18 protein-coding genes and 3 tRNA genes are annotated in these 23,605 nt (G+C 58.4%); 8 read left to right on the top strand and 13 right to left on the bottom strand.

Annotated elements, in window-relative coordinates; translation table 11 throughout:
* Positions 1 to 35: 35 nt before the first annotated feature.
* A complete protein-coding gene (locus K328_RS0104955; RefSeq protein ID WP_245577457.1) occupies positions 36 to 3,620 on the top strand; it encodes a PAS domain S-box protein in 3,585 nt (1,194 codons plus the stop codon).
* Between the two features lie 122 nt (positions 3,621 to 3,742).
* On the opposite strand, the gene K328_RS0104950 is transcribed toward K328_RS0104955, so the two are convergent.
* A complete protein-coding gene (locus K328_RS0104950) occupies positions 3,743 to 4,438 on the bottom strand; it encodes an HAD family hydrolase (protein WP_028465024.1) in 696 nt (231 codons plus the stop codon).
* A 38-nt stretch (positions 4,439 to 4,476) separates the two neighbouring features.
* Positions 4,477 to 5,382, bottom strand: a complete 906-nt coding sequence (locus tag K328_RS0104945) for a LysR substrate-binding domain-containing protein (protein ID WP_028465023.1) — start codon at positions 5,380 to 5,382, stop codon at positions 4,477 to 4,479.
* A gap of 136 nt (positions 5,383 to 5,518) precedes the next feature.
* Between K328_RS0104945 and K328_RS0104940 the strand changes: the two genes are divergently transcribed.
* The 3 genes from K328_RS0104940 to K328_RS0104930 all read left to right on the top strand — a co-directional run bounded on the left by K328_RS0104940 (position 5,519) and on the right by K328_RS0104930 (position 7,251).
* Entirely contained in the window at positions 5,519 to 6,067 is a 549-nt protein-coding gene (locus K328_RS0104940) for a carboxymuconolactone decarboxylase family protein (protein WP_028465022.1), read from the top strand.
* Positions 6,068 to 6,128: 61 nt separating this feature from the next.
* Positions 6,129 to 6,740, top strand: a complete 612-nt coding sequence (locus tag K328_RS0104935; RefSeq protein WP_028465021.1) for a pyridoxamine 5'-phosphate oxidase family protein — start codon at positions 6,129 to 6,131, stop codon at positions 6,738 to 6,740.
* A 4-nt stretch (positions 6,741 to 6,744) separates the two neighbouring features.
* On the top strand, positions 6,745 to 7,251 hold the full coding sequence (locus K328_RS0104930) for an HPP family protein (RefSeq protein ID WP_028465020.1): 507 nt from the start codon (positions 6,745 to 6,747) through the stop codon (positions 7,249 to 7,251).
* A 4-nt stretch (positions 7,252 to 7,255) separates the two neighbouring features.
* Here the strand turns inward: K328_RS0104930 and ggt are convergent, their stop codons facing one another.
* The 4 genes from ggt to K328_RS0104910 form a co-directional block, all read right to left on the bottom strand.
* Entirely contained in the window at positions 7,256 to 8,998 is a 1,743-nt protein-coding gene (gene ggt, locus K328_RS0104925; RefSeq protein WP_028465019.1) for a gamma-glutamyltransferase, read from the bottom strand.
* A 63-nt stretch (positions 8,999 to 9,061) separates the two neighbouring features.
* A tRNA-Glu gene (locus K328_RS0104920) sits at positions 9,062 to 9,136 on the bottom strand.
* 44 nt (positions 9,137 to 9,180) lie between these two features.
* Positions 9,181 to 9,256, bottom strand: a tRNA-Glu gene (locus K328_RS0104915).
* 48 nt (positions 9,257 to 9,304) lie between these two features.
* Positions 9,305 to 9,380: transfer RNA gene (locus tag K328_RS0104910), tRNA-Glu, on the bottom strand.
* Between the two features lie 183 nt (positions 9,381 to 9,563).
* On the opposite strand from K328_RS0104910, the gene K328_RS0104905 reads away from it, so the two are divergent.
* A complete protein-coding gene (locus K328_RS0104905) occupies positions 9,564 to 10,622 on the top strand; it encodes a cyclase family protein (RefSeq protein ID WP_051284500.1) in 1,059 nt (352 codons plus the stop codon).
* Between the two features lie 54 nt (positions 10,623 to 10,676).
* Here K328_RS0104905 and recJ read toward each other — a convergent pair whose 3' ends face one another.
* The 4 genes from recJ to K328_RS25615 all read right to left on the bottom strand — a co-directional run bounded on the left by recJ (position 10,677) and on the right by K328_RS25615 (position 16,281).
* On the bottom strand, positions 10,677 to 12,452 hold the full coding sequence (recJ, locus tag K328_RS0104900; protein ID WP_028465017.1) for a single-stranded-DNA-specific exonuclease RecJ: 1,776 nt from the start codon (positions 12,450 to 12,452) through the stop codon (positions 10,677 to 10,679).
* A 4-nt stretch (positions 12,453 to 12,456) separates the two neighbouring features.
* Entirely contained in the window at positions 12,457 to 13,431 is a 975-nt protein-coding gene (glpX, locus tag K328_RS0104895) for a class II fructose-bisphosphatase (protein ID WP_205620627.1), read from the bottom strand.
* Positions 13,432 to 13,530: 99 nt separating this feature from the next.
* Positions 13,531 to 14,820, bottom strand: a complete 1,290-nt coding sequence (locus K328_RS0104890) for a homoserine dehydrogenase (protein WP_028465015.1) — start codon at positions 14,818 to 14,820, stop codon at positions 13,531 to 13,533.
* A gap of 129 nt (positions 14,821 to 14,949) precedes the next feature.
* Positions 14,950 to 16,281, bottom strand: coding sequence for an OmpA family protein (locus K328_RS25615; protein WP_051284498.1), 1,332 nt, complete (start codon positions 16,279 to 16,281; stop codon positions 14,950 to 14,952).
* A gap of 211 nt (positions 16,282 to 16,492) precedes the next feature.
* On the opposite strand from K328_RS25615, the gene K328_RS0104880 reads away from it, so the two are divergent.
* Complete coding sequence (locus K328_RS0104880) at positions 16,493 to 18,292, top strand: PHA/PHB synthase family protein (protein WP_028465014.1); 1,800 nt, start codon at positions 16,493 to 16,495, stop codon at positions 18,290 to 18,292.
* Positions 18,293 to 18,312: 20 nt separating this feature from the next.
* Here K328_RS0104880 and K328_RS0104875 read toward each other — a convergent pair whose 3' ends face one another.
* Entirely contained in the window at positions 18,313 to 18,834 is a 522-nt protein-coding gene (locus tag K328_RS0104875) for a gamma carbonic anhydrase family protein (RefSeq protein ID WP_028465013.1), read from the bottom strand.
* Between the two features lie 166 nt (positions 18,835 to 19,000).
* On the opposite strand from K328_RS0104875, the gene K328_RS0104870 reads away from it, so the two are divergent.
* The gene (locus K328_RS0104870; RefSeq protein WP_028465012.1) at positions 19,001 to 20,209 is read left to right on the top strand and encodes an MFS transporter; all 1,209 of its coding nucleotides are present in this window, start codon (positions 19,001 to 19,003) and stop codon (positions 20,207 to 20,209) included.
* Positions 20,210 to 20,391: 182 nt separating this feature from the next.
* On the top strand, positions 20,392 to 21,249 hold the full coding sequence (gene yghU / locus K328_RS0104865) for a glutathione-dependent disulfide-bond oxidoreductase (RefSeq protein WP_028465011.1): 858 nt from the start codon (positions 20,392 to 20,394) through the stop codon (positions 21,247 to 21,249).
* Between the two features lie 27 nt (positions 21,250 to 21,276).
* Here the strand turns inward: yghU and K328_RS0104860 are convergent, their stop codons facing one another.
* Both K328_RS0104860 and K328_RS0104855 read right to left on the bottom strand, forming a co-directional pair.
* Positions 21,277 to 22,218, bottom strand: a complete 942-nt coding sequence (locus K328_RS0104860; RefSeq protein ID WP_028465010.1) for a hypothetical protein — start codon at positions 22,216 to 22,218, stop codon at positions 21,277 to 21,279.
* A gap of 252 nt (positions 22,219 to 22,470) precedes the next feature.
* Positions 22,471 to 23,580 carry a dimethylsulfoniopropionate demethylase gene (locus tag K328_RS0104855; protein WP_028465009.1) on the bottom strand — a complete coding sequence of 370 codons (1,110 nt, stop codon included), beginning with the start codon at positions 23,578 to 23,580 and terminating at the stop codon, positions 22,471 to 22,473.
* Positions 23,581 to 23,605 lie beyond the last annotated feature (25 nt).

Here is a 23,605-nt window from a genome sequence, read left to right as displayed (position 1 = left end):
GGCTCGGGTTTGACGGGGGAAGTCAGAACTTGAACGTGGAATCCAAGCGCTCGGTGCCACTGGCACTGGTTATTGCCAGCTTCATTCTGTTCACTGCCGTTTTTGGCATAGCGCTTTACACATTGATCGACCGTCACGAGAAATCGGAACGAGAGATGGGGGCTTTGCGGACTGCAGAGAACCTCACTCAGGGAATTTCCGCTTTTCGCTCTTACTACTCTGAGCGGGTTCTGCCGCGCGCGATTGAGGCTGGGAGTGATATTGCGCACGGTCCGGATGCCGAAGGCGGAAAAGCCCTTTTACCTTTCACCATGGCCATGGACTTCAGCAGGTTCCTGCGCGAACGCGGAGCCCAGTTGAACTATACTCTCTTTAGCCGCCATCCTTTTCCGGGTCGGGAAGACCGGGCATTGGATGACGTTGAGGGTCAGGCGCTTGATCGGCTTGAAGAGCACGAAGTCAAGAGCGTCGCGGTCCAATCTCGGATCGGTGAACGCGATGTTATCCGGTATTTCACCCCGGTCCTGATGGCTCAGTCCTGTGTCGACTGCCACAATTCACACCCCGAGAGTCCAAAGAAAGACTGGACGGTCGGTGCCGTTCGCGGCGTACAGGAGGTGGTCGTCCCTGTCGATGCTGCAAGCGGCAGCTCCGGAGAGGCCGACGAGAGCTTTGCCAACATTCTCTTTCTCGTCGTCACCGGTTTGCTCGGATTAAGCGGTTTTGTCTGCTTCCTCCTTTATCGTGACCGTCAGGCGGTGACGGAACTCGGCCGTATGGCCGATCTGGAGCGCGGAAAAAATGTGGAACTCGCCGAAACGGCGTTGAAGCTCGAAGAAGGCATGGCGCGCTTGAACGCCGTGCTTGAAAATGCCGCGGACGCAGTCATCACGATCGATGCGGACGGGGTCATAGAATCCGTCAATGGCGCGACCGAACAGATATTCGGATACCCGCGCGGTGAGCTGATTGGCCGCAACGTTAAGGTTTTGATGCCGGAGTCCGATGCTTCCAGACATGACGGATATATTCGAAATCATCTGGAAACCGGCGAAAGCCGGATCATAGGCATTGGTCGGGAAGTTGAAGGCCGCAGAGCAGATGGCACTGTTTTCCCGCTGGATCTGTCAATTGGCCGGGTTGATGTTGGTGGCCGGAAGATCTTCACGGCGATCCTGCGGGACATTGGTGAGCGCCGAAAGTCGGAAGAAACCGAGCGAATGCTTTCACTGGTTGCGTCCCGCACCGACAACGCGGTGGTAATCACGGACCGGGATGGCATCACCGAATGGGTGAACAAAGCATTCGAGAGAATAAGTGGATATACGCCCGAGGAAATCATCGGAAAGAAACCAGGGATGCTCCTGCAGGGTGACAAAACCGACCCACGGGCGGTGGAGCGTATTAGCGCGGCATTGAAGGAGGCCCGCGGCTTCAGTGAGGAACTGGTCAATTACTCCAGGAACGGAACGCCCTATTGGGTCTCTATTGACGTTCAGCCGGTCCATGACAGTGCAGGGAGCGTTATCCGGTTCATTGCCATCGAGCGGGACATCACCGAGACCAAGGAGAGGGAAGAGGAGCTCAGGCAGGCACGCAGGCAGGCCGAGATCGTCCAGCGCCAGTTGACCGAAGCCCTCGATACCTTGCCCGATGCCTTTGTGATCTTCGATGCGGAAGACCGAATCTCGCTTTTCAATTCTCGCTACAAGGAACTCTATGCAGCCTCGGCGCCGGTCATTGAGACCGGTAGCCGTTTTGAAGATGTTCTGCGGTACGGGCTGGAAAATGGGCAGTATCCAGATGCTGTCGGACGCGAGGATGAATGGCTCATTGAGCGTATGGCGGCCCACAGCAATCCATCCGAGCCGGTTGAACAAAGACTGGACGACGGGCGTTGGCTTCGTATCGTCGAGCGCCGAACCCCCAACGGCGGTTGTGTCGGCTTCCGTGTCGATATCACCGAGTTGAAGGAGAAGCAGCAGGCGCTGGATGATTCAAGGCTGCAGGCGGAAATCGCAAACGAGACAAAATCCCGGTTCCTTGCAACCATGAGCCACGAGATTCGGACTCCGCTGAACGGGGTAATCGGCGCCTTGAGTCTGCTATCCGAGGCTACCCTCGACAGACAAAACCAGCAGTTCGTTGCCACCGGACGGCGTGCTGCCGAAAGCCTGCTCAGCCTGATCAATGACATCCTGGATTTCTCCAAGATGGAGGCGGAGAGGCTGGAACTGGACCCGGTTCCCATCGATCTGACGCGGATTGTCGGGGATGTGCTCGCTGTTCTCCGTCCCAAGGCTGAGGAAAAAGGGCTGGCCCTGGCTGAGGAGTTCGATCCGGATCTGCCGACCGCAGTGATCGCCGATCCCGATCGCCTGAAACAGATTCTCTTCAACCTCGCCGGCAACGCAGTCAAATTTACAGATAAAGGCAGTGTTACTGTTCGCTGCCGAAAAATCGCCATTGCGGAGCCATCCGTCGTTCTGCGGTTTGAGATTGTGGATACCGGAAAAGGCGTTCCGGAAAGCGAGCAGAAGAACCTGTTCGACGAATTCTGGTCGACCGGGCGTGATGGCGGCACCGGCCTCGGTCTGGCAATATGCCGGCGCCTGGTCGATATCATGGACGGAGACATCGGTGTTGAAAGCACGTCCGGCGGCGGTAGTCTGTTCTGGGTCGAATTGCCGCTGAAACAGGCCTCCGCAGAGGCTGTGCAGGCACGGCAATGGCCACTGGTTCGTGGCAACGAGCGACCGGAAGATATCGGAATCCTAACCGGCAACGTGCTCCTTGCCGAAGACAATCCGGCAAACCAGCTCATCCTGAAATCCATGGTCGAGCGTTATGGCCTGAACGTTGAAACCGTCGGCGATGGACACGAAGCAGTCGAAGCTGTGCGTGTGCGCGACTACGATCTGGTCCTTATGGACGTGAACATGCCCCGTATGACTGGGACCGAAGCAGTCAAGGCTATCCGCAGCATGGCGGGCGGGAAGGCCGGTGTTCCAGTCGTTGCGGTCACGGCACATGTGATGTCGGGTGATCGGGAAACTCTCATTTCAGAAGACTTCGACGACTATCTCGGCAAACCGGTGCATTGGTCGGAGCTTGGGCAATGCCTTGCTTACTGGTTGTCTCCCGAAAATCTTGGAGGCCGCGCGGCTGCTCTTGCAGCGCGGGGCGGCATCGAAGATCAGGAAGAGGCAGAATTCGCGGAGGAAAAGGATTCACAAGTGGACGGGGGCGCCACGGCCACCGTGCCGGTGTCAGCCTATGACGCAAGCACGGTTGATGAACTCGTGCGCAATACCAGCCCGGTGATCGCTATTGAAATCATGGACCTTCTTGTGGGCGAATTGCACAAGACCGAGCCCGAGCTGCGTGGATTACTCGCGGACGAAAAATGGACCGATGTTGGTCGGTTGGCACATCGGATCAAGGGCAGTGTCGCCAATCTTGGTTTGACGGGAGTGTCTAATCTTTGCCTTCAGATGGAGATGGCCGCCGCATCCGGCCGCGTTCAGGAACTCCCAGCACTCAGCGAAACCTATCTTGCTTCGATTGACGGCGCTTGCGAACGCCTTCGTTTGTTGCAGGACGAACTTGCCAAAGCATAGATATCCTTCGGTCGTGCTTCCTCTCATTGCCAAAGGAATTTATACCAGAAGTATTTCCCATAATATTCATTATGAAACACCTCTTGTAAGGCCGGGTGTCCTAGCCTGACACTGAGGTTCGGTTACATGATTTGCCGTAGCAACGCGGGCACCTCACCAACATTATTCAGGCGCCTGTACTGCTTTGCTTTGGCTGGCTCGTCCGCATGCTCCAGCGCCCATGTGAGATCATGCGGGATATGCACACCCCAGCTTCCGGCCGCAATCGCGGGAACAATGTCTGACTTCAACGAGTTACCGACCATCATTGCGTTCTCAGGGCTTTCACCGGCCTCTGAGAATATCCGGCTGTAGGTCTCGGCCGTCTTGTCGCTGACGATCTCGATCGCATCGAACAGTTCCCCCAGCCCCGACGCCGCCAATTTCCGCTCCTGGTCAAACAGGTCGCCTTTGGTAATCAGCACCATGCGATAGTCCGGCGCGAGCTGTTCGAGGGTTTCACGCACGAAAGGAAGTGTTTCAACAGGATGAGCATGCATCTCCCTGCCGGCAGACAGAATTTGCTCAATCACGCGCGCCGGAACGCGTTCATCCGTCACTTCAATCGCGGTTTCCACCATCGAAAGGGTAAAGCCCTTGATCCCGAACCCGTAGACCTTGAGGTTGCGCCGCTCCGCAGCCAGAAGTTTTTCGCGCAGATGGTAGGGCTCCGCGAAATCGATAAGGAGTTCGGTGAAGCGCTCTTCCGTCAGCTTGAAGAAGCGCTCGTTCTCCCAGAGCGTGTCATCGGCATCGAAGCCGAGTGTGGTCACTTTCATGGTCACTCCATGTAGGCCAATATCGGCATCCCGAAGCATCAGGCCATTTGCAGGATCTCATTCTGCCTAAGATTCTCCACCATGAAATCCACCAGCGCACGCACTTTTGCCGATGCAATGCGCCCTTCCGGATGCACCACATGCACGGGTACCGGTAAGGGTCTGAAGGCGTCGAGCACGGTCATCAGCTTGCCGTCTCGGACTCCGGTTGCAACCTGGTAGGACAGCAAGCGCGAAACGCCCCATCCTCCGCGCAGAAGCTCCAGAATTGCGTCGTTCGTATTGAGCGCCAGACGCGCTTCGGATTCGAAGATGAAAGGCTTTCCATTCTGCTTGAAGGTCCAGGAGATCCGGCTGCCAAATGCAAGCGGGTTGATAAGGCGATGGTCGGCAAGATCTGAGGGATGTTCCGGTGATCCGTGCTTTTCGAAATAAGCCGGAGCCCCTGCGACCACGCGGCAGACCGATCCGACGCGGATTGCCGTCAGCGATGAGTCCGGCAGCTCCCCTATGCGGATGGCGACATCCAGCCCCTCCTCTACAACATTCACGACCCGGTCGACGAACAGCGTTTCGGCCGTGACGTCGCCGAACTGGTCAAGAAACGCTCCGAGTATGGGGGTAACGACGTGACAGCCGAACAAGACAGGCGCTGTCACCCTGATGTGTCCCCTTGGGGCTTGGGGGGAGCCTCCGACCGATTCTTCAGCCTGCTCGAGCGCATTCAGGATTGAACGCCCGTCCGCCAGCAGCCTGCGGCCGTTTTCGGTCAGGCGAACAGACCTGGTTGTGCGGACAAGGAGCCGGGAATTCAAGCGCGTCTCAAGAGCGGAGACCGCGCGCGTGACCGCAGGCGGCGACATGGCAAGCAGCCTCGCCGCTGCAGCAAAGCCGCCCGTTTCTGCGACTTTCACAAAGACCTGTAACTCGCGAAATCGATCCATCTTTAATTCCGAAAAATGGAATAGTTTTTTCCATTATATGCTCATTCATTCTTTTGGCGGAATAGCCGATCTGATGGGGGCGCCGGATATCACTGCTTCCCCCCATCCATAACCGCCGGCGCCGAAAGGATCTGACATGAGCCGCATTGCCAAAGTCACCACAGAAACCGCAAACAATGAACAGAGCGCCCTGCTTGATGCCATCAAAGGCAAGCTGGGTATGGTGCCTAACTTCCTCGCCGTTCTCGCCCAATCGCCGGCGGCACTGATATCTTTCCTTGGCCTGCATGAAATCGCCGGCTCAGGTGCCCTCGACGCACAGACCCGGGAGCGGATCGCCATTGCCCTCGCCGATCGGAACAGCTGCCAGTACTGCCTCTCCGCCCATACCGCCATTGGCCGCAAGTCGGGCCTGACGGATGCGGACATGACCGCAAACCGCTCCGGCGGGTCGACCGATGAACGGGCCGCGGCCGCCGTTGCCTTCGCCCTTGCCTTGAGCGAGCACAAGGGATCACTGACCGAGGCCGAGTTCAGTGCTGTCCGGGACGCCGGCTATTCGGATGCTGAAATCGTCGAGATCGTGGTCCATGTCGGCATGAACCTGCTGACCAACATCCTCGCTAAATCGACCGAGGTCGATATCGACTTCCCGAAGATCGCGCTGACGGCCCGCGCCGCCTGAGCGATACCGGAGGGGCGGCATGCCTGCCGTCCCTCCTCCCCAGCATTGAGGAGACCGGACGATGCCGAGACCGTTCGCAGAAATCAGCTTTACCCCCAATGTCGAGGCGGCGCAGGAACGCTACGGCAGCCGGGCGCAAATGAGTCGCTTCCAGACGTCTGGAGAGGATGCCTTCATCGGATTGACCGAGGCCGAGACCTCATTCATCCGGGCGCGGGACGGCCTCTATCAGGCAACCGTGTCCGAAACCGGTTGGCCCTATGTCCAGTTCCGTGGCGGCCCTGTGGGGTTTCTCAAGGTGCTCGACGAGAAGACCATCGGCTACGCGGACTTCCGGGGTAACCGGCAGTATCTCAGCGTCGGCAACATGAACGGTAACGACAGGGTCTCGATGATCCTGATGGATTACGCAAACAGGCGCCGGCTGAAGCTTTTGGCGCGGGCAAAGATCCTGCATCACGAGGACGCGCCAGAGATGCTGGAACGCCTGCAGCTCCCCGAATACAGAGCGCGTGTCGAGCGCGCAGTCGTATTGACCGTCGAGGCGACGGACTGGAACTGCCCGCAGCATATCACACCCCGTTTCACGGAAGCCGACGTCGCAGAGGCCGTCGCACCGCTGCGTCAGCGCCTGAGCTATCTGGAAACCAGACTGGCCGAGCTGGAGGGCTGACCACATGCCTACGCTTCTCGGAAAAATGATCGGAGGCGGAGCTTGCCCTGAGCCGGCACGTCCGGCCGCCGCGCTCCTCAGTGGTCTTGGTGCCATGCTTGCCATTGGTTTTGCCGCCGGTCTTTCGGAAATGCTGGACGCCATGCTGATGATGGCCCCGTTCGGGGCATCCTGTTTTCTTGCCTTTGCTCTACCGCAATGCCCACTCGCGCAGCCGCGCAACATCGTCTTCGGACATCTGGTCTCCAGCCTCGTCGGTCTTGCTGTTCTAGCTATTCTCGGCCCGGAGTGGCCCGGCATGGCTCTCGCTGTCGGGCTGGCCATTTCCGCAATGATGTGGACGGGAACAGGGCATGCACCGGCGGGGGCCGATCCGGTCGTGATCTTCGTACTTCAGCCGGGCCCGGCATTTCTGCTGACACCCGTCCTGTCCGGAGCTCTTTTGATTGTCGTCGTGGCGCTGCTTTTCAACAATCTGCGCCCGGGTAAGCAATATCCGGTCTATTGGTGACTGTTCAGTCGCCCCTCACCGCGCCTTCACGCCGTGGATCGGCGGCGCCGGAGAGCACTCCATCACCGATCATGATGGCGTGGATTCCCGAATTCATGGACCGGACCTTCACCGTGTGTCCTTTCGCTTCGAGCGCCGAACGCCAGGACGCAACCGGCGTTCCCTCTTCTAGATCCATCGGGCCGTTCCGGTTGCTGACATGCCCCATATCGACCGCCTGCTGCGGGTCCATATCCCAATCAATCATACCGACCAGCGCCCAGGCCACGTAGGGAATGATCCGGCTACCGCCCGGCGAGCCGATCAGGATCACAGGACGCCCGTCCTTCAGAACAATCGTCGGCGCCATGGAGCTGCGCGGGCGCTTGCCGCCTTCCACGCGGTTGGCGATCGGCTTGCCGTCCTTCTCCGGAAGGAAAGAGAAATCGGTCAGCTCGTTGTTTAGCAGGAAACCACCAGCCATCAGACGGCTGCCAAAGCCGGTCTCGATCGTCGTGGTCATGGAGACCGCGTTTCCGGCCGCATCGACAATGACGAAGTGACTGGTCCCGGCCCGCTCCGGCTGTCGATCGGGAAAGAGATCCCCCTTTCTGGCGAAAGGAGGTGTGCCGGGTTCGGCTTTTTCCATGGCATACCCAGTATCGATCAGTGCCGCCCGCGCTCTCAGATAGTGCGGGTCGAGCAAACCGCGTACGGGAACCGGCACATAATCATCATCTGCCATGTAGAGCGCTCGATCCGCGTAAGCGAGCCGCGACGCCTCGGCAAAAAGATGCGCTGCAACAGGGCTATAGCCGACGGCCTTCATGTCGAATTGAGCAAGCATTCCCAGGATCTGGCCGACAGTCAGTGCACCGGAACTTGGCGGTCCCATGCCGCAGATTTCATATGTCCGATAAGCAACGCAAACCGGTGCCCGCTCAATCGCCCTGTATCCCGCGAGATCAGCCGCAGTCATGAGGCTGGAGTTGTCCGGTGTGGACGCCAGTGCGGTCAAAATGCTTTCCGCGATCTCGCCTTCATAAAAAGCTTTCGCGCCGCCGGTCGCTATCGTCTCCAGACTGTCTGCAAAAGCCGGGTTCCTCAGGACGGTTCCAGAGGATTTCGGCGAGCCGTCTGAATTGAAGAAATAGTCGCCGCTGCCTGATTTCTGATCAGGCAACCCGCGCTCTGCCGCCCGGGCGATGGCTCCGCCGAGCCGTGGCGAAATTTCGAAACCGTCCCTTGCCATCCGGATCGCCGGCTGGAACAGATCAGGCCACGGCAGGCTTCCATGCGCTTCATGTGCCATATCGAGCAGTGCGACCGTACCAGGCACACCGACGGAGCCGGCGCCGTTCACTGCCTCCCAAAACCCTTTCCGGTTGCCGTCAGACTTCAGGAAGTAGTCAGATCCAGCCGCAGCCGGTGCGGTCTCTCGTCCGTCATAAGTTGTGAGTTGTCCTGTGGCTGCGTCCCAGTAGACGAGAAACGCACCACCGCCGATACCAGAGGATTGCGGCTCCACGAGATTAAGCACCATCTGCACGGCGACCGCCGCGTCGATGGCGTTGCCGCCAGCCTTGAGGATATCGTACCCGGCTTCGGTAGCATGCGGATTGGCGGCCGCTACCATGAACCGCTTGGCTGTTGCACCGGTTTGCTCCGTCAGCCCACTTGGGCCTTCCGGTTGAATGTCGGCTGCGAATGCCGCGCCGCCGATCAGGCCGAGCCCGACAGCGGCTATCAAATGCTTGCGAATGATCATCAGTCACTCCCCCCATAGGATGTACAGGTGGTGACGTGAGCCGATTTTGGGAAGATTAAATTTTGGTGACCCCTACGGGAATCGAACCCGTGTTTCAGCCGTGAGAGGGCCGCGTCCTGACCGCTAGACGAAGGGGCCGTTTATAAAGTCTGTCACGGGCCGGACAGAGCAGCAAGTGTGGTTGGTGACCCCTACGGGATTCGAACCCGTGTTGCCGCCGTGAAAGGGCAGTGTCCTAGGCCTCTAGACGAAGGGGTCGCCGAAGGAGATCACGAATCACTCCAACCGCTCGACACACCGAGAAAGTGGTGACCCCTACGGGATTCGAACCCGTGTTGCCGCCGTGAAAGGGCAGTGTCCTAGGCCTCTAGACGAAGGGGTCATCGTCGAGCGAGGCGTTGGTGTACTCGTTCAACATCGGGAAATCAAGCCCAGAATTTCCATTCGCGTCACACGCGTTAAATCCCTTTTGATGTTCTTTCAAAAGTCGAGAATAATCACCCTCGAGAGCACGGATGGCCTCTTTGTCCCTTAAACGCGCCGTCCGCAAACCAGGGAGGAATTCATGAAAAAATATGTAGTCGCCGTAATGGCAATCGCCGGGACGCTCGGATTCGGGGGTGCAGCCAATGCTGAGTGTACACCGGAAAACTGGAAAGGGTGTGCCGGCAAGCCTTGGGTCGATGGTGACAAGATGGAAACGCCGCTCGGCTCGAAATGGTGGCCGAATCCGCTGTGGGGCGCTGGGGATGAAGCCGGTTCAACGAACTGGTATCTGAAACCGGAAGTTGTGATGCGCGCCCTCTCCCAGATCAAAACCGGGAAAACCTACAATCTCGGGCATCCATACACAGCGGACATGCCTCTTTTCGGAGCCCGAAAATTTTCGCTGCGTATCCCGGGTGCGCCGACCGGAGGGGCCTTCGGCGCCAACCAGGTGCTTTGGAACGACGAATTCCTGGCGACCGAGATCGGCCAAGTCGGCACGCAGTTCGACGGCCTCGGCCATATTGGTGTGAATAGCGGAACCGGTGGTAACAAAGGCGAAATGCGCTGGTACAATGGCTTCACCGCCGATGAGATGATCACGCCTTACGGGCTGAAAAAGCTCGGTACGGAAAAACTGCATCCCATTGTGGCCCGAGGCGTTCTGCTCGACATCGCTGCCGCTCGTGGTGTTGACGCAATGGCTGCAGGTGAGGTCATCACCATGGCCGATGTGCAGGCCGCTCTGAAGAAACAGGGTATGGAAGGCTTCCAGTTCACCGAGGGAGACGCGATCATCTTTCGCACAGGGTGGGAAAAGCACTGGGACGACGCCGCAACTTACAACAATGGCTGCCCCGGAATAGGCATGGAAGTCGCACGCTGGGTCGCCGAAGATGTGAAGGCTGGCGTGACCGGTGCCGATACCTGGCCGGTCGATGCGGTTCCGAACCCGGATCCGGCCTGCGTATTCTGCGTTCATACCTTCCTGCAGACCAGGCACGGTATCGTTAATCAGGAAAATATGAAGCTTTCGGAGCTGGCCGCCGACGGCGTCTATCAGTTCGCCTACATCTACACACCGACCCCGGTGGCGGGTGCGACGGGCTCAATGGGCGCTCCTCTCGCGATTCAATAGAGGCACAACCTTACGACCAGAAAAGCGGTGCCTCAGGGCACCGCTTTATATTTGTCAGGAGACGTCGGCGGCGTCGTCGATCATGATCTGCACATCGCTGCGGCCATTCCAGTCATCCGGCCGGAGGTGGCCTGCGACATGGATCGGGCGTCCACTGCTTTTCAGCAATGCCGGTCCCAGATCACCTTCCAGGGCGCGAAAAGCGATGCCTTTCAGACGCTTGCCGTCCGGGCCCGTAAAGACACAACGCACATGGCCTGTGCCGACTTCACGAACATCAACAAGGCGAACATCGGTCAGAACGAAACGCGGCTCTGAATTCCCGGCACCGAACGGACCGACTTTCTGGATAGTGTCGACCAGATCCCTGCTCGCTCCCCCAATGGCGAGCGACGAATCGACCGAAAGCGTCGGCACGATAGGTTCACCTTCCAGCTCGCTGTGAATACGCTCCCCGAGAAACGCCCGGAAGGCATCCAGCTTGTCTGCTTCGATTGTGAAACCGGCAGCCATGGCATGACCGCCGCCCGCGACAAGCAGCCCCGCCTGATGGGCCGCGATGATAGCCGGGCCAAGAGACACGCCCGGGACGGAGCGTCCGGAGCCTTTACCGATCCCGTTATCCAGCGCAATCACGCAAGCCGGACGGTCATACCGTTCTTTCAGGCGTCCAGCGACAATACCGATGACGCCTGGATGCCAGTTCTGTGCAGCTACAATGATTGCCGGCGCATCATCAGGTTGTTCCGCTGCAAGTGCCTCGGCTTCCGCCAGCACCTGCGCCTCGATCTCACGCCGGTCCGTATTGAAGCTGTCGAGTTCAGCCGCCAGTGCGACAGCCTCTTCCGGAGAATCGGTCAGAAGCAGACGTGCGCCCAGATCACTTTTGCCGACACGCCCGCCCGCATTCACACGTGGGCCGAGGACGTAGCCCAGATGATAAGGCTCCGGACGTGCATCGACACCGGCAACGTCAGCGAGCGCCACAAGGCCCTTGTTGCCGCGCTTGGCCATGACCTTGAGGCCCTGGATGACGAAGGCACGATTCAGGCCTTTCAAGGGCACCACGTCGCACACCGTGCCGAGCGCCACCAGATCCAGAAGGTGCAGCAGGTTCGGCTCCTGCCGACCATTGAAATAGCCAGCCTCGCGCAGAGCCCGGTTCAGTGCGACTGTGACGAGGAACGTGACACCACATGCCGCAAGATGGCCGAGCGATCCGTCCTCATCCATTCGGTTCGGATTGACGATCGCGAGCGCTTTCGGCAGCTCCGGTTCCGCCATGTGATGATCGACGACAATCATCTCGATACCGGCATCTGCCGCTGCTTGCAGAGGATCGTAGGCGGTCACGCCGCAATCGAGCGTGATGATCAGGGAAGCACCCTGCTCCTTCAGCTTCAAAAGCGCGGGCGCGTTCGGCCCATAGCCTTCGCTTATCCGGTCCGGGATATAGAGCAGCGGATCAACACCGATCCAGCGCAGGTAGCGGATCAGAATGGCGGCAGAGGTCGCTCCATCAACGTCATAGTCGGAGAAAACCGCGATCGGTTCGCCGTCTCTCACCGCTTTAGCGATCCGCTCGATGCAGGGCGCCATGTCCTGCAAGATGCCCGGATCCGGCATCAGGGATTTCAGGGTCGGATCGAGAAAGCTCTCGACCTCATCCAACCCGATATTGCGGGAGGCGATCAGCCGTCCGACCAGTTCCGGAAAACCGAATCTCTGGGCGATAGCGAGACCGACACGTTCGGTTTCCGGATTCGTGCCATGCCTCGGGATCCAGCGTTTGCCGGTGAAGGAGCGCTCGACCCCGAGGAAACTCTGCATGGGTTTACTGGTCTTTGTCGAAGCCGGTTTCAGAAGACTTCCGGGTCCAGTCGTGATGCGCTTCAACAGTCCGGACGGTGCCGGTCTTGGAACGCATGATGATCGAGTGAGTCATTGCCCCGCCCGGATATTTGCGTACGCCCTGCAGCATCGTGCCGGTGGTAACGCCTGTCGCCGCGAACATCACGTCGCCGCTGGCCAGATCCAGCAGGCCATATTTGCGATCGAAATCGGTGATGCCGAGACGGGTCGCCCGGCCACGCTCATCATCATTGCGGAACAACAGGCGGCTCTGCATCTGACCGCCGATGCAACGTAGTGCGGCCGCGGCCAGAACGCCCTCGGGAGCGCCGCCGGAGCCCATATAGAGATCAACGCCGCTGGTCGGCTGGGACGTCGCGATAACACCGGAAACGTCGCCGTCGTCGATCAGCATGATCCGTGCACCCGCGTCGCGCACCCTGGCAATCAGATCGCTGTGGCGCGGGCGGTCGAGAATACAAACCACCAGATCCTCAATCGCCATCTTCTTCGCCTTGGCGAGATTGGCGAGATTTTCCGCAACGCTGTTGTCGAGGTCGACCACGCCTTCCGGCAGATCGGCGCCAACGGCGATCTTGTCCATATAAACGTCCGGCGCATTCAGGAAGCCGCCCTCGTTCGCCATTGCCACGACGGCAAGCGCGTTCGGGCCGCCCTTGGCCGTAATCGTGGTGCCTTCCAGCGGATCGAGTGCAATATCGATCTTCGGGCCACCCTTACCGACCTTCTCACCGATATAAAGCATCGGCGCCTCGTCGCGTTCGCCTTCGCCGATTACCACGGTGCCGTCGATCTCAAGATTGTTGAGGGCACTCCGCATAGCGTCGACTGCAGCCTGATCGGCTTCTTTTTCGTCGCCACGCCCCATCAGGCGGGACGCCGCGAGCGCAGCTGCTTCCGTCACCCGCACAGCTTCGAGCGCAAGGTTCCGGTCCATGGTCAGCGCGCCCTGCGTTTCCCTCTCAGCCATAATTGTCGTCCTTTTTTGTCATCTTGGTTTTGTTAATTCCTGTCCGGAGCCTGTGGCAGCCGAAAGTCAGAAGTCTTCTATCCTGATCTGCCGCGGCTCTTCCAGCACGCAATTCAGCCTCGCCAGTTCCTCGAACGATGCTTTTATCGCCGTTTCCGAGGTTTCATGCGTGGTCAGGACCAGCGGCACCGCCTCTTCCGGATTTCGCGCCCGCTGGATCATCGCCTCGATAGAGACATCATGATCCCGGAAAATTGCCGTTACATCGGCGAGCACACCCGGCCGATCGATCACCATCAGGCGCAGATAATAACATCCCGTCAACGAAGAGATCGGCGCTGTCCGGGCTGCCGAAAGCTTGCTTGAATCAAGACCGAATACCGGGACCCGGCGGCCAGCCGCGAGATCCATGACGTCGGCAATCACTGCAGACGCGGTCGGCCCGGCTCCGGCGCCGCGGCCGTAGGAGAGCGTTGTCCCAACGGCGCTGCCTTCAGCGACCACGGCATTAAACACATCCTCGACCTGCCCGATGGGTGTATCCGCCTTCACCATGCAGGGATGGACGCGCTGCTGCACGCCTGCATCCGTTTCCTCGGCAATCCCGAGCAGCTTGATGCGGTAACCGAGTTCCTCGGCGAACGTGATGTCCAGCGGCGAGACATGACGGACCCCCTCGACATGGACGTTTTCGAAGTCGACATGGTGGCCAAAGGCGATTGCCGAAAGAATGGCGAGCTTGTGCGCAGCATCTACCCCGTCCACGTCAAAGGACGGGTCGGCTTCGGCGTATCCAAGCCGCTGTGCATCGGCCAGCACATCGTCGAACGGGCGGCCGGTCTCGCGCATCACACTCATGATGTAATTGCAGGTGCCGTTCAGAATTCCATAGATCCGCTTGATATGATTCCCGGCAAGCCCTTCACGCAGCGACTTGATGATCGGGATACCGCCGGCAACTGCAGCCTCGAACCCGAGGCCGACATCTTGCTCTTCGCATGCTTTGGCTATTTCGGATCCGTGATGCGCGACCAAAGCCTTATTCGCTGTAACGACCGACTTGCCCGACTTTATAGCTCCCAGCACGAGGTCATAGGCCACGCCTTCAGAGCCGCCGATGAGTTCCAGCACGCAATCGACGTCGTCGCGGCCAGCCAACACCGCCGCGTCATCAACCCAGTCAACACCAGCAAGATCGACACCGCGGTCACGGCTTCTGTCCCGAGCCGATACGGCCTTCAACTCGATGGCACGCCCGGCACGGGCGCTCAGCATCGCTGTGTCAGTCAGCAAAATACGCGCCGTCTCCGCCCCGACAGTACCCAGTCCGGCGATTGCTATTCTGAACGGCTGCATGGATGCATTCTCCCTAACGGACATGCGCCGGAATCCGTCCATTTATGGATCCCGCCGCAGCAGATTTAACGTGCGGCCCGGCGGCAGAGCCACCAAGGCCCCGCTTTCATACCCCGCAGGGAGCGCGGGTCAATAGATGAGATAAATTTCAGCCCGACGATTTTCCGCTTCTCCTGCCGGCATCGCTTCCGAGGAGACAGGCTGGCTGTCGCCAACAGCAAGCACTGAAATTCGGTCGGACGGCGCTCCCGCATTGATCAGCGCTTCGGCAACCACATTCGCACGCTTCAAGGAAAGCTCGAAATTAATCAGCTTGTGCTCGGACGGATCCATGTTCCGGGTTCGGCTCGACGCGTGGCCGACGATCTCGACACTCGCGTTGTAGTCCCGAATCAATGGCACCAGCTCGCGAATTACACCGCGGTCAGAGCCGGACAGCCGGGAGGACCCATTGGTAAAGCGAATTATTCCTGCCTGGTATGAACCGCCACCACCAACTGGATAGTTTTCGAAGGATCCCGGCAGTGCACTCTCGTCAACGATCACACTCGGGTCGTCGAAATTGAATGGCTGGTCCTCCGGAATAGTAAGGGCCAGAAGCCCGGTTTCCGCAGCAAGCGGTGCCGGAACCGGCTCAGGTTGGACGACAGGCTCCGGGGTCGTTGGAACCGATGCCGTCTGAGTTACTGTTGCCGCCGCCGGTACTTCCTCCTGGACTGTTTCCGATGCAGGAGGGGTTTCAACAGAAACGGCTTCTGAGGAGCCAGTTTTAGCGTCAGAGATAAATTTCTTATAGCGCGCGCCGAGCGTCCCGGTTTGGGGCTGGTCTGCGCGACTACTGCGTGTTGTCGGCTCCCCTACCCTGGCGTTTGTTACCGGCCGATCACCCTCTGATTCAGGCGCTGGCGAATTTGGCCACAAGCTGGACCGCGATGAAGTGTTTCCGGTATCGGCCACAGCCTGAGACGGCAGCGACGAAGCTGCTACCGTCGCCGGCTCCTCCATCTGCTTGGTGGCTTCATCCGAAGCCGTCATCCGAAGCGGCTTAATCTCTTCTGTGGCGACACTTTCGGCCCCTTCGCTTGGGGCGGAAGCAGCAGGGGCTCTCGGTTGAATCTGCGCAAGTGAGCCAGTGCTGGCATCTGTCACTGATGGCCCGGTGCCTTTGTCATCATACTGGGCATTTGCCCTGTCCGAGACCAGTTCATCCTTGATATCCGCTCGCTCTGTCGCCGTCGTGCGCGGCGCCGGATTATCGGGGACAGAAGAGACACTCGGATAGGTGCCGGTATCGCCGGACGTATCGGCATCGGAATCATCGAACCAGCCACCGACGGCAGACGCGGAGTCGTTATACCATTCAACCGGATTAAGCGCGTCCGGCACGGATGAGCACCCCGCAAGCGTCAAGCTTAAGGCCGTTACAAGACCCAAAGCCGATTTGTGGCGCCCTTTATACATTTCCGTCATCCTTCAGAAACTCCGACCCTCGGGCCAGTCTCGCGAAACCGGCCTTCGACAGTAAACTTGCTGCGAACGGATTTACCATAGTTGCTTGGAAAAACACAGATTACTATCTGATTTTAAGGGTATGATTCTTTGAAATGCCACACTCTATCCCTACTATTGCTACAATCGATTTCAAATGATCGGCTGAGAGAGTGAGGCGGGGATGCATGAGCATTCGGAGGAGATGAAGCAGATCGACCCGGTTGAATTCGCCAACACCATGCAAGACATCGCAACACGATCGCAAAAGCTCGTGAGCAGCTTCATGGAGCGCCAGAAACTTGACGGCAAGGCTGCGGATTCCGATCCGCTGCATCTGGCCGACGCTTTCATGTCCCTGACGAATCAGATGATGAACAATCCGGCTCATCTCGTTCAGGCCCAGATGGATCTCTGGCAAGGCTATATGGATATCTGGAACCGGTCCACGCAGCGCTGGCTGGGAAAAGAAACCGAACCAACCGTTCAGACCGAGACAACCGACCGCCGGTTTCGCGACGAGGCTTGGCAGGAAAACGTCGTCTTTGACTTCATCAAACAAAGTTATCTTCTGACATCGCGCTGGACGCAGGATCTGGTCGGACAGACCGAGGGGCTCGATCAGAAAACCCAGCAAAAGGTCGACTTCTATACCCGCCAGTTTGTCGACGCGATGGCACCGACGAACTTCCTGATGACCAATCCGGAAGTGCTGCGGACCACCGTTGAAACCCATGGCGACAACCTTGTGCATGGCCTGCAAAACCTGCTTGAAGACCTTGAGCGGGGCAAAGGCAAACTGTCGATCCGGATGACAGATCCCGACGCGTTCGAAGTCGGCAAGAACATCGCCACGTCGCCCGGAAAAGTGGTCTACCAGAACGACCTCATGCAGCTGATTCAATACTCACCATCGACCGAGACGGTCTATCGCCGTCCGCTGCTGATCGTGCCGCCGTGGATCAACAAGTTCTATATTTTGGACCTGCGGGAGAAGAACTCCTTCATCCGCTGGGCCGTATCCGAGGGCTTCACTGTCTTCGTCGTTTCCTGGGTCAATCCGGACGAGAAATTGAGCCGGAAATCCTTTGAGGATTACATGCTCGAGGGACCCTTGGCTGCACTCGATGCAATCGAGCAGGCAACAGGCGAGAAAGAGGCGAACGTCATCGGCTATTGCATCGGCGGCACGCTGATGGCGGCCACCCTCGCCTACATGACCGCCAAGAAGGACGACCGCATAAAGTCGATCACGTTCTTCACCACCATGGTTGATTTCGAGGAGGCGGGAGAGCTCAGCGTTTTCATCGACGAGGAGCAGCTCGCGGCTCTGGAAGAGAAGATGAACAAGCGCGGTTATCTCGACGGCTCCGAGATGGCATCGACATTCAACATGCTGCGCGCCAACGATCTTATCTGGTCATTCGTGGTGAACAACTACCTGCTCGGCAAGGACCCCTTCCCGTTTGACCTGCTGTACTGGAATTCCGATTCAACCCGGATGCCGGCGGTGATGCACAGCTTCTATCTGCGCAAAATGTATCAGGAGAACAAACTGATCGAGCCGGGCGCCCTCACGCTTGCGGGGACGCCGATTGACCTCAGCACGATCAAGACCCCGGCATTTATCCTTTCGACCAAGGAAGACCATATCGCCCCATGGAAATCGACATATCGGGCGACACAGATCTATTCCGGTCCGATCAAATTCTGCCTTGCAGGCTCGGGCCATATTGCCGGTGTGGTCAACCCGCCCGGCGACAAGCCTAAATATGGCCACTACACCAATAGCCGCCGACCGAAATCACCGGATAAATGGCTCGAAGGGGCGACCTATCACGAAGGCACCTGGTGGCCTGAATGGGCGAAATGGATGTCTCGTCATGGCGGCGGTCAGGTCGAGGCGAGGGTCCCCGGTGACGGGGCCTTGAGCGTGATCGAGGATGCACCGGGCAGCTATGTGAAAGTGCAAAAAAAGGACTGACAGGTCTTCGAGCCCCAGCGTCAGTCCTCCGCGAGATATTCCTGCGCCAACTCCCAATAATGGACGGAGACGTAGGAGAGATACTGTTTCTCCTGCTCCGTCAGATCGCGTGTGTATCGCCCCGGGTTACCCATCCAGAGTTGGCCCGTGCGAACAATCTTGCCCGGAGCGACAAGCGCGCCCGCAGCAACCATCGCACCGCTTTCGACGATGGCTCCGTCCATCACGGTCGCCCCCATGCCGACAAAGGAACGATCTTCCAGAATACAGGCGTGAATGATCGCGGCGTGTCCAATCGACACATCGTCGCCGATCTCCGTGCCCTGCCCTTTTGAGCTGACATGCACGATTGTCCCGTCCTGAATATTGCTGCGGCGCCCGACGCGGATCGGATTGTCATCACCACGCAAAACGGCGCCATACCAGATGCTGCTCTCCGCCCCCACGGTGACGTCACCGATAAGTGCTGCGGTTTCCGCCAGAAAGGATGGGACAGCGACTGTCGGCGTCTTCCCCTTAACACGTCTCAAAAGTGCCGGCACTCTCGTCTCCAGGTAGCCAGTGTATGTCATCACATATCTAGACCAGTCACGGCCGACATGCAGCATCAGGACTTGAATTGTCAGGAGCGAAAGTTCAGAACCGCTCGTCCTTATGCAATACGGCAAATAAGCATTCCATGAACAGTGACCAGCGAATCTCCCCGTCATGCTGAATCGGAAATGGCGCAACGTCGCGCTGCTGACCTTCTGCGAAGTCCTCGCCATGACGCTCTGGTTCAGCGGCTCGGCGATCATTCCGGGACTTCGACAGGAAATGGTACTGAGCGACAGTCAGGCCGCTGCCATGGCGAGCGCCGTATCCTTCGGGTTTGTCGCGGGCACTCTACTGAGCGCCTTTTTCACACTCGTCGACCGGGTCAGGCCGCAGACGCTGTTCATGTTCGCCGCACTCACGGCTGCTGCCGCCAATCTGGCGACGCTTGCGATCGATCCGGCCGGTCCCTGGATGCCTGTCCTGCGCTTTATCGTCGGCGCCTGCATGGCCGGAGTCTATCCGGTCGGCATGGTTCTGGTTTCCTCCTGGACAGAGAAAGACCGCGGCTTCCTGGTAGGACTGCTGGTCGCGGCCCTGACATTGGGCTCCGGGGCGCCACACCTGATCGATTTGTTCGGCGGCCTCGACTGGCGTTTCACCATTATTGCCAGCTCATCCATGGCGGCAGTCGCCGGGCTTCTCTGCCAGCTCTTCGAGCCCGGTCGTCCATTTGCCAAGGCCGCAGCCTTCAAGCCTGGCCAGATGCTTCAGGCCTTGACCGATCCGGCACTCAGGCTCGCCAATTTCGGCTATTTCGGACACATGGTGGAGCTCTATGCCGTCTGGGCCTGGATAGGCCTGTTCCTCGCGTCCAGCCTGGCAATCTACCCGGGCGGTGAACATGCTCCGGAATTGGCAAAACTGCTCGCCTTCACCATGATCGGCTCCGGCGCCGTTGGCAGCATTGCCGGTGGCTTTCTTGCGGATCGCATCGGCAGGACCCGGCTTACCATCGGCGCCATGGCGGTCAGCGGAGTTTGCTGCATCCTCGCCGGTTTCGCGTTTGGTATGCCAACTTATGTACTTGTCATCTTGTGTGTGGTGTGGGGCATTTCCATCATCGCCGACTCAGCCCAATTCTCAGCCAGCGTTATCGAACTCTCCCCGCCCACTTATGTCGGCACCATGGTCACCACCCAGACCTGCATCGGCTTCGTGCTTACCATTGCAACCATTCACGCGGTGCCATTTCTGGTCGATTGGTTGGGCTGGAGCGGCGCTTTTGTTCCACTAGCGGCGGGCCCATTCCTCGGGGTTTTGGCCATGGCTAAACTCCGGGCCATGCCGGATTCCGTCAAGCTGGCACACGGACGCCGCTGACGCTGAGATGTGGCGTTCGCCCGCCTTGGAATCTCGTCGCGTCACACACTCAGAAACAGAAACAGTCTTTTTCCAGATACAGGAATCCTCTTTTTAACCTTGTCCAAATGTGGCCATCTCCCATTTGGACAAGAACCGGAATGTCGGCCCGGACCCGAAACCATATGAACGGATGAGGCTTCATGAACGATCAAGCGCCCTATACGCCCCCGAAAGTCTGGACCTGGGATAAAGAGAATGGCGGCAAGTTCGCCAGCACCAACAGGCCGATCGCAGGCGCCACGCACGAGAAGAAGCTTCCGGTCGGGGACAACCCGCTCCAGCTCTACTCCCTGGCAACGCCGAACGGTGTGAAAGTCACCGTCATGCTTGAGGAACTGCTGGAGCGCGGCCACAAGGGCGCTGAATACGACGCCTACACCATTCGTATCGGTGACGGCGACCAGTTCGGCAGCGACTTCGTTGCCATCAACCCGAACTCCAAGATCCCCGCCCTGCTCGACCGCAGCACGCCAACGCCGACACGCGTTTTCGAGTCAGGCTCGATCCTGCTCTATCTTGCCGAGAAATTCGGCGACTTCATTCCAAAGGATCCCGCCAAGCGGGCCGAATGCCTGAACTGGCTGTTCTGGCAGATGGGCAGCGCGCCGTATCTCGGTGGCGGGTTCGGGCATTTCTATGCCTATGCGCCGGAGAAGTTCGAGTATCCGATCAACCGGTTTGCCATGGAAACCAAGCGTCAGCTCGACGTTCTGGACCGCCAGCTTGCCGAGACCCCGTACATCGCCGGCGACGAGTACACCATCGCCGATATCGCGATCTGGCCGTGGTACGGCGTTCTGGCGCAAGGCAAGATCTACAATGACTCGGGCACCTTCCTTGAGGTCGACAGCTACACGAACGTTCAGCGCTGGACCAAGGAGATTGCCGCTCGCAAGGCCGTAAAGCGTGGCCGGGTCGTCAACCGCGTCTCCGGAGACCCGAGCGAACAACTCGAAGAACGGCATTCCGCCGCCGATATCGACAAGCTCGGTCTCTAGAGCCTCGACATAGAACCACCCAGGCCATCAAGTGGCCTGGGTGGCCATCTTTCCTGCCCTCTTCCTCGCGTAAATCACAACGATTCCTCCGCTTACGATCAACACTCCAGCGGCTACCTGGAGCAACCCGATATTCGGCCAGGCACCGTAGCCGTACGTAGCGATGACACACTCGAGCACAGCGCCAACAATCGGCAGCGCCAGCGCCGCGGCAAGGTAGTTGTGCGTGCCGGCGACTGCGGCTGCGCGCAGGCCGAGATATGTCGCCAGTCCCCTGAGTGTAATCCCGAGCCCAAGTCCTGCCGCCCATAGCTCCGGCCTCATAAGCTCGGCAACATCCGCATCGCCAGCCAGTCCCGCCGCTGACTGGAGGATACGCCAGACGGCAAAGCCAATTGCGGTCAACAACAGGACAATCCCCGTGAGACGCAGGCGCGTGCGCGGCGCCAGTGCCATCATGTGAGGATGCCGCTCCGCAAAGAGACTGGCACTCAGAACGCAGACTTGCGACAGGGCCAACAAAAAGAGTGCCGGGTTTTCAAGGCTGCCGTCGAACCCGAAAGCTGTCGTTACGGAACCCGCAACAAGCGGAATATGCCCCAGCAATTCAAGGCGTGTTGGTTGCCGGTGAAAAAGCAAACAGACAGCAAGCGCAGACATTGGAACGCCAATGGATCCGAAAAACCCGGCCTGAAGCACATCGACATGGATCAGCGCGGCCATATACAGCGCCGCCGTTCCAATTCTGAAAATGCCAATCAGCCAGGTATCCAGCCGCCAAAGAGCACTGACGCCGACTTCCGCCCCCCGCGAAATCACGATGAAAAACAGGCCACCGGAACCCATTTGCAGGAACGTGAACATCCATGGATCGAGGCTGAGCCCGATTATCAGAGCGCGGCTGCAGACCAGCAACAATGCCCAAGTCAAAACGGAGGAGATCAAAACCGGGACAGCCGATTTCTGCATATTCATGAATCCGAGACGGTGTCGCGTGAAGACGGGCCTGCAGAATAGCGATACAGCTACCATGCAAAAGAACATTTGTAGGCGCCGGCAGGGGATTTTGTCCGGATCGGCGTCATGGAGTGGCCGGTAGAATGCCCTGCTCGCCATCTCGATGCCGGTCTTGCCATTGAACTGTTCGCCTCAGAGCGAACGGAAGCTTTGCACAACGGGAAACAGAGATCGCTATTCACGCGTGATCCCTAGGCGATCAATTCAATTCCAGAAACCTTCCTGAATCTCAGCAGACCGCGGACCGTCAGGAGTGACTATGCTCACCTTGGTTCCACTGTCCCAGTGCGTAACATGAACCATGCCGATAGAGACATTGGTCTTGAAGTCTGGAGACCATACTGCCGAACTCACGCGCCCGACTGTCTTTCCGTTAGCTTTAATAGGCCAGAAATCCTCACAAGCGGGAACAGGATCCCCATCAATCGAGATCGGCCGAATTTGTTGAACCGGCCCTTCCTTTGCCACTCTCAAGAGAGCATCCCGTCCGATACACCCGATCGCGCTTTGCGTATTACAGAACCGGCCCAATCCGCATTCGTGCGGTGTGTTGTCGTCGGTCATGTCGTTTCCGTAAGAAAGAAGACCGCTCTCTATTCGCTCGATCAGATTTGGGCATCCGGCATGAACATCCAGATCCTTCCCCGCTTCCATCAGGGCATTCCATAGAGGCATTCCCATATCGGAACCATTGAGATAAATCTCGAAACCGCCTTGTTTTGAATATCCTGAACGGGCAACGACCATGTCCCGCCCCATGAATTCAAAGTGGCTGAAGCGGAAAAACCGAATCCTGCGAACAGAATCCCCAAACACCCGAGCCACCAGGTCCTCGGCTTTTGGCCCCTGAACAGCCAATGGCGATACATCGGGTTCGTCTACCAAAACATCGAGACGGTATCCATAAGCCAGCCCTTTCACCCAATAGAGCAGGTCGCTGTCAGCTATGGATATCCACCACCTGTTATCGCTTAACTTGAGGAGTACCGGGTCATTCAGCATCCCCCCCGTCTCATCCACGATCGGTATGTAAGAACACTGGCCCGGCAACATGCTTCTCAAGTCACGGGGGGTAAGCATTTGTACCAGTCGGCTTGAATCCGGTCCGCGAATCTCCACCTGTCGCTCACACGAGACGTCCCAGACCTGCACGGCTTCTTTTAGATGGCGATAGTCTTCCACTACCGACCGGAACACGGTTGGCAGCAACATATGGTTATAAACAGTGTATGCACGGACACCGGCCTGCTCGACTCCGTCTGAGAAAGGCGTGCGGCGCAATCTGCGTGACGCCGAAAGGAAAGGAACACCCATGGAATTGCGCCTTGACGTTATATGA

It is taken from the genome of Nisaea denitrificans DSM 18348 (genome assembly GCF_000426505.1).
GTDB lineage: Bacteria > Pseudomonadota > Alphaproteobacteria > Thalassobaculales > Thalassobaculaceae > Nisaea > Nisaea denitrificans.
This window is presented reverse-complemented; position numbering and strand designations above follow the sequence as displayed.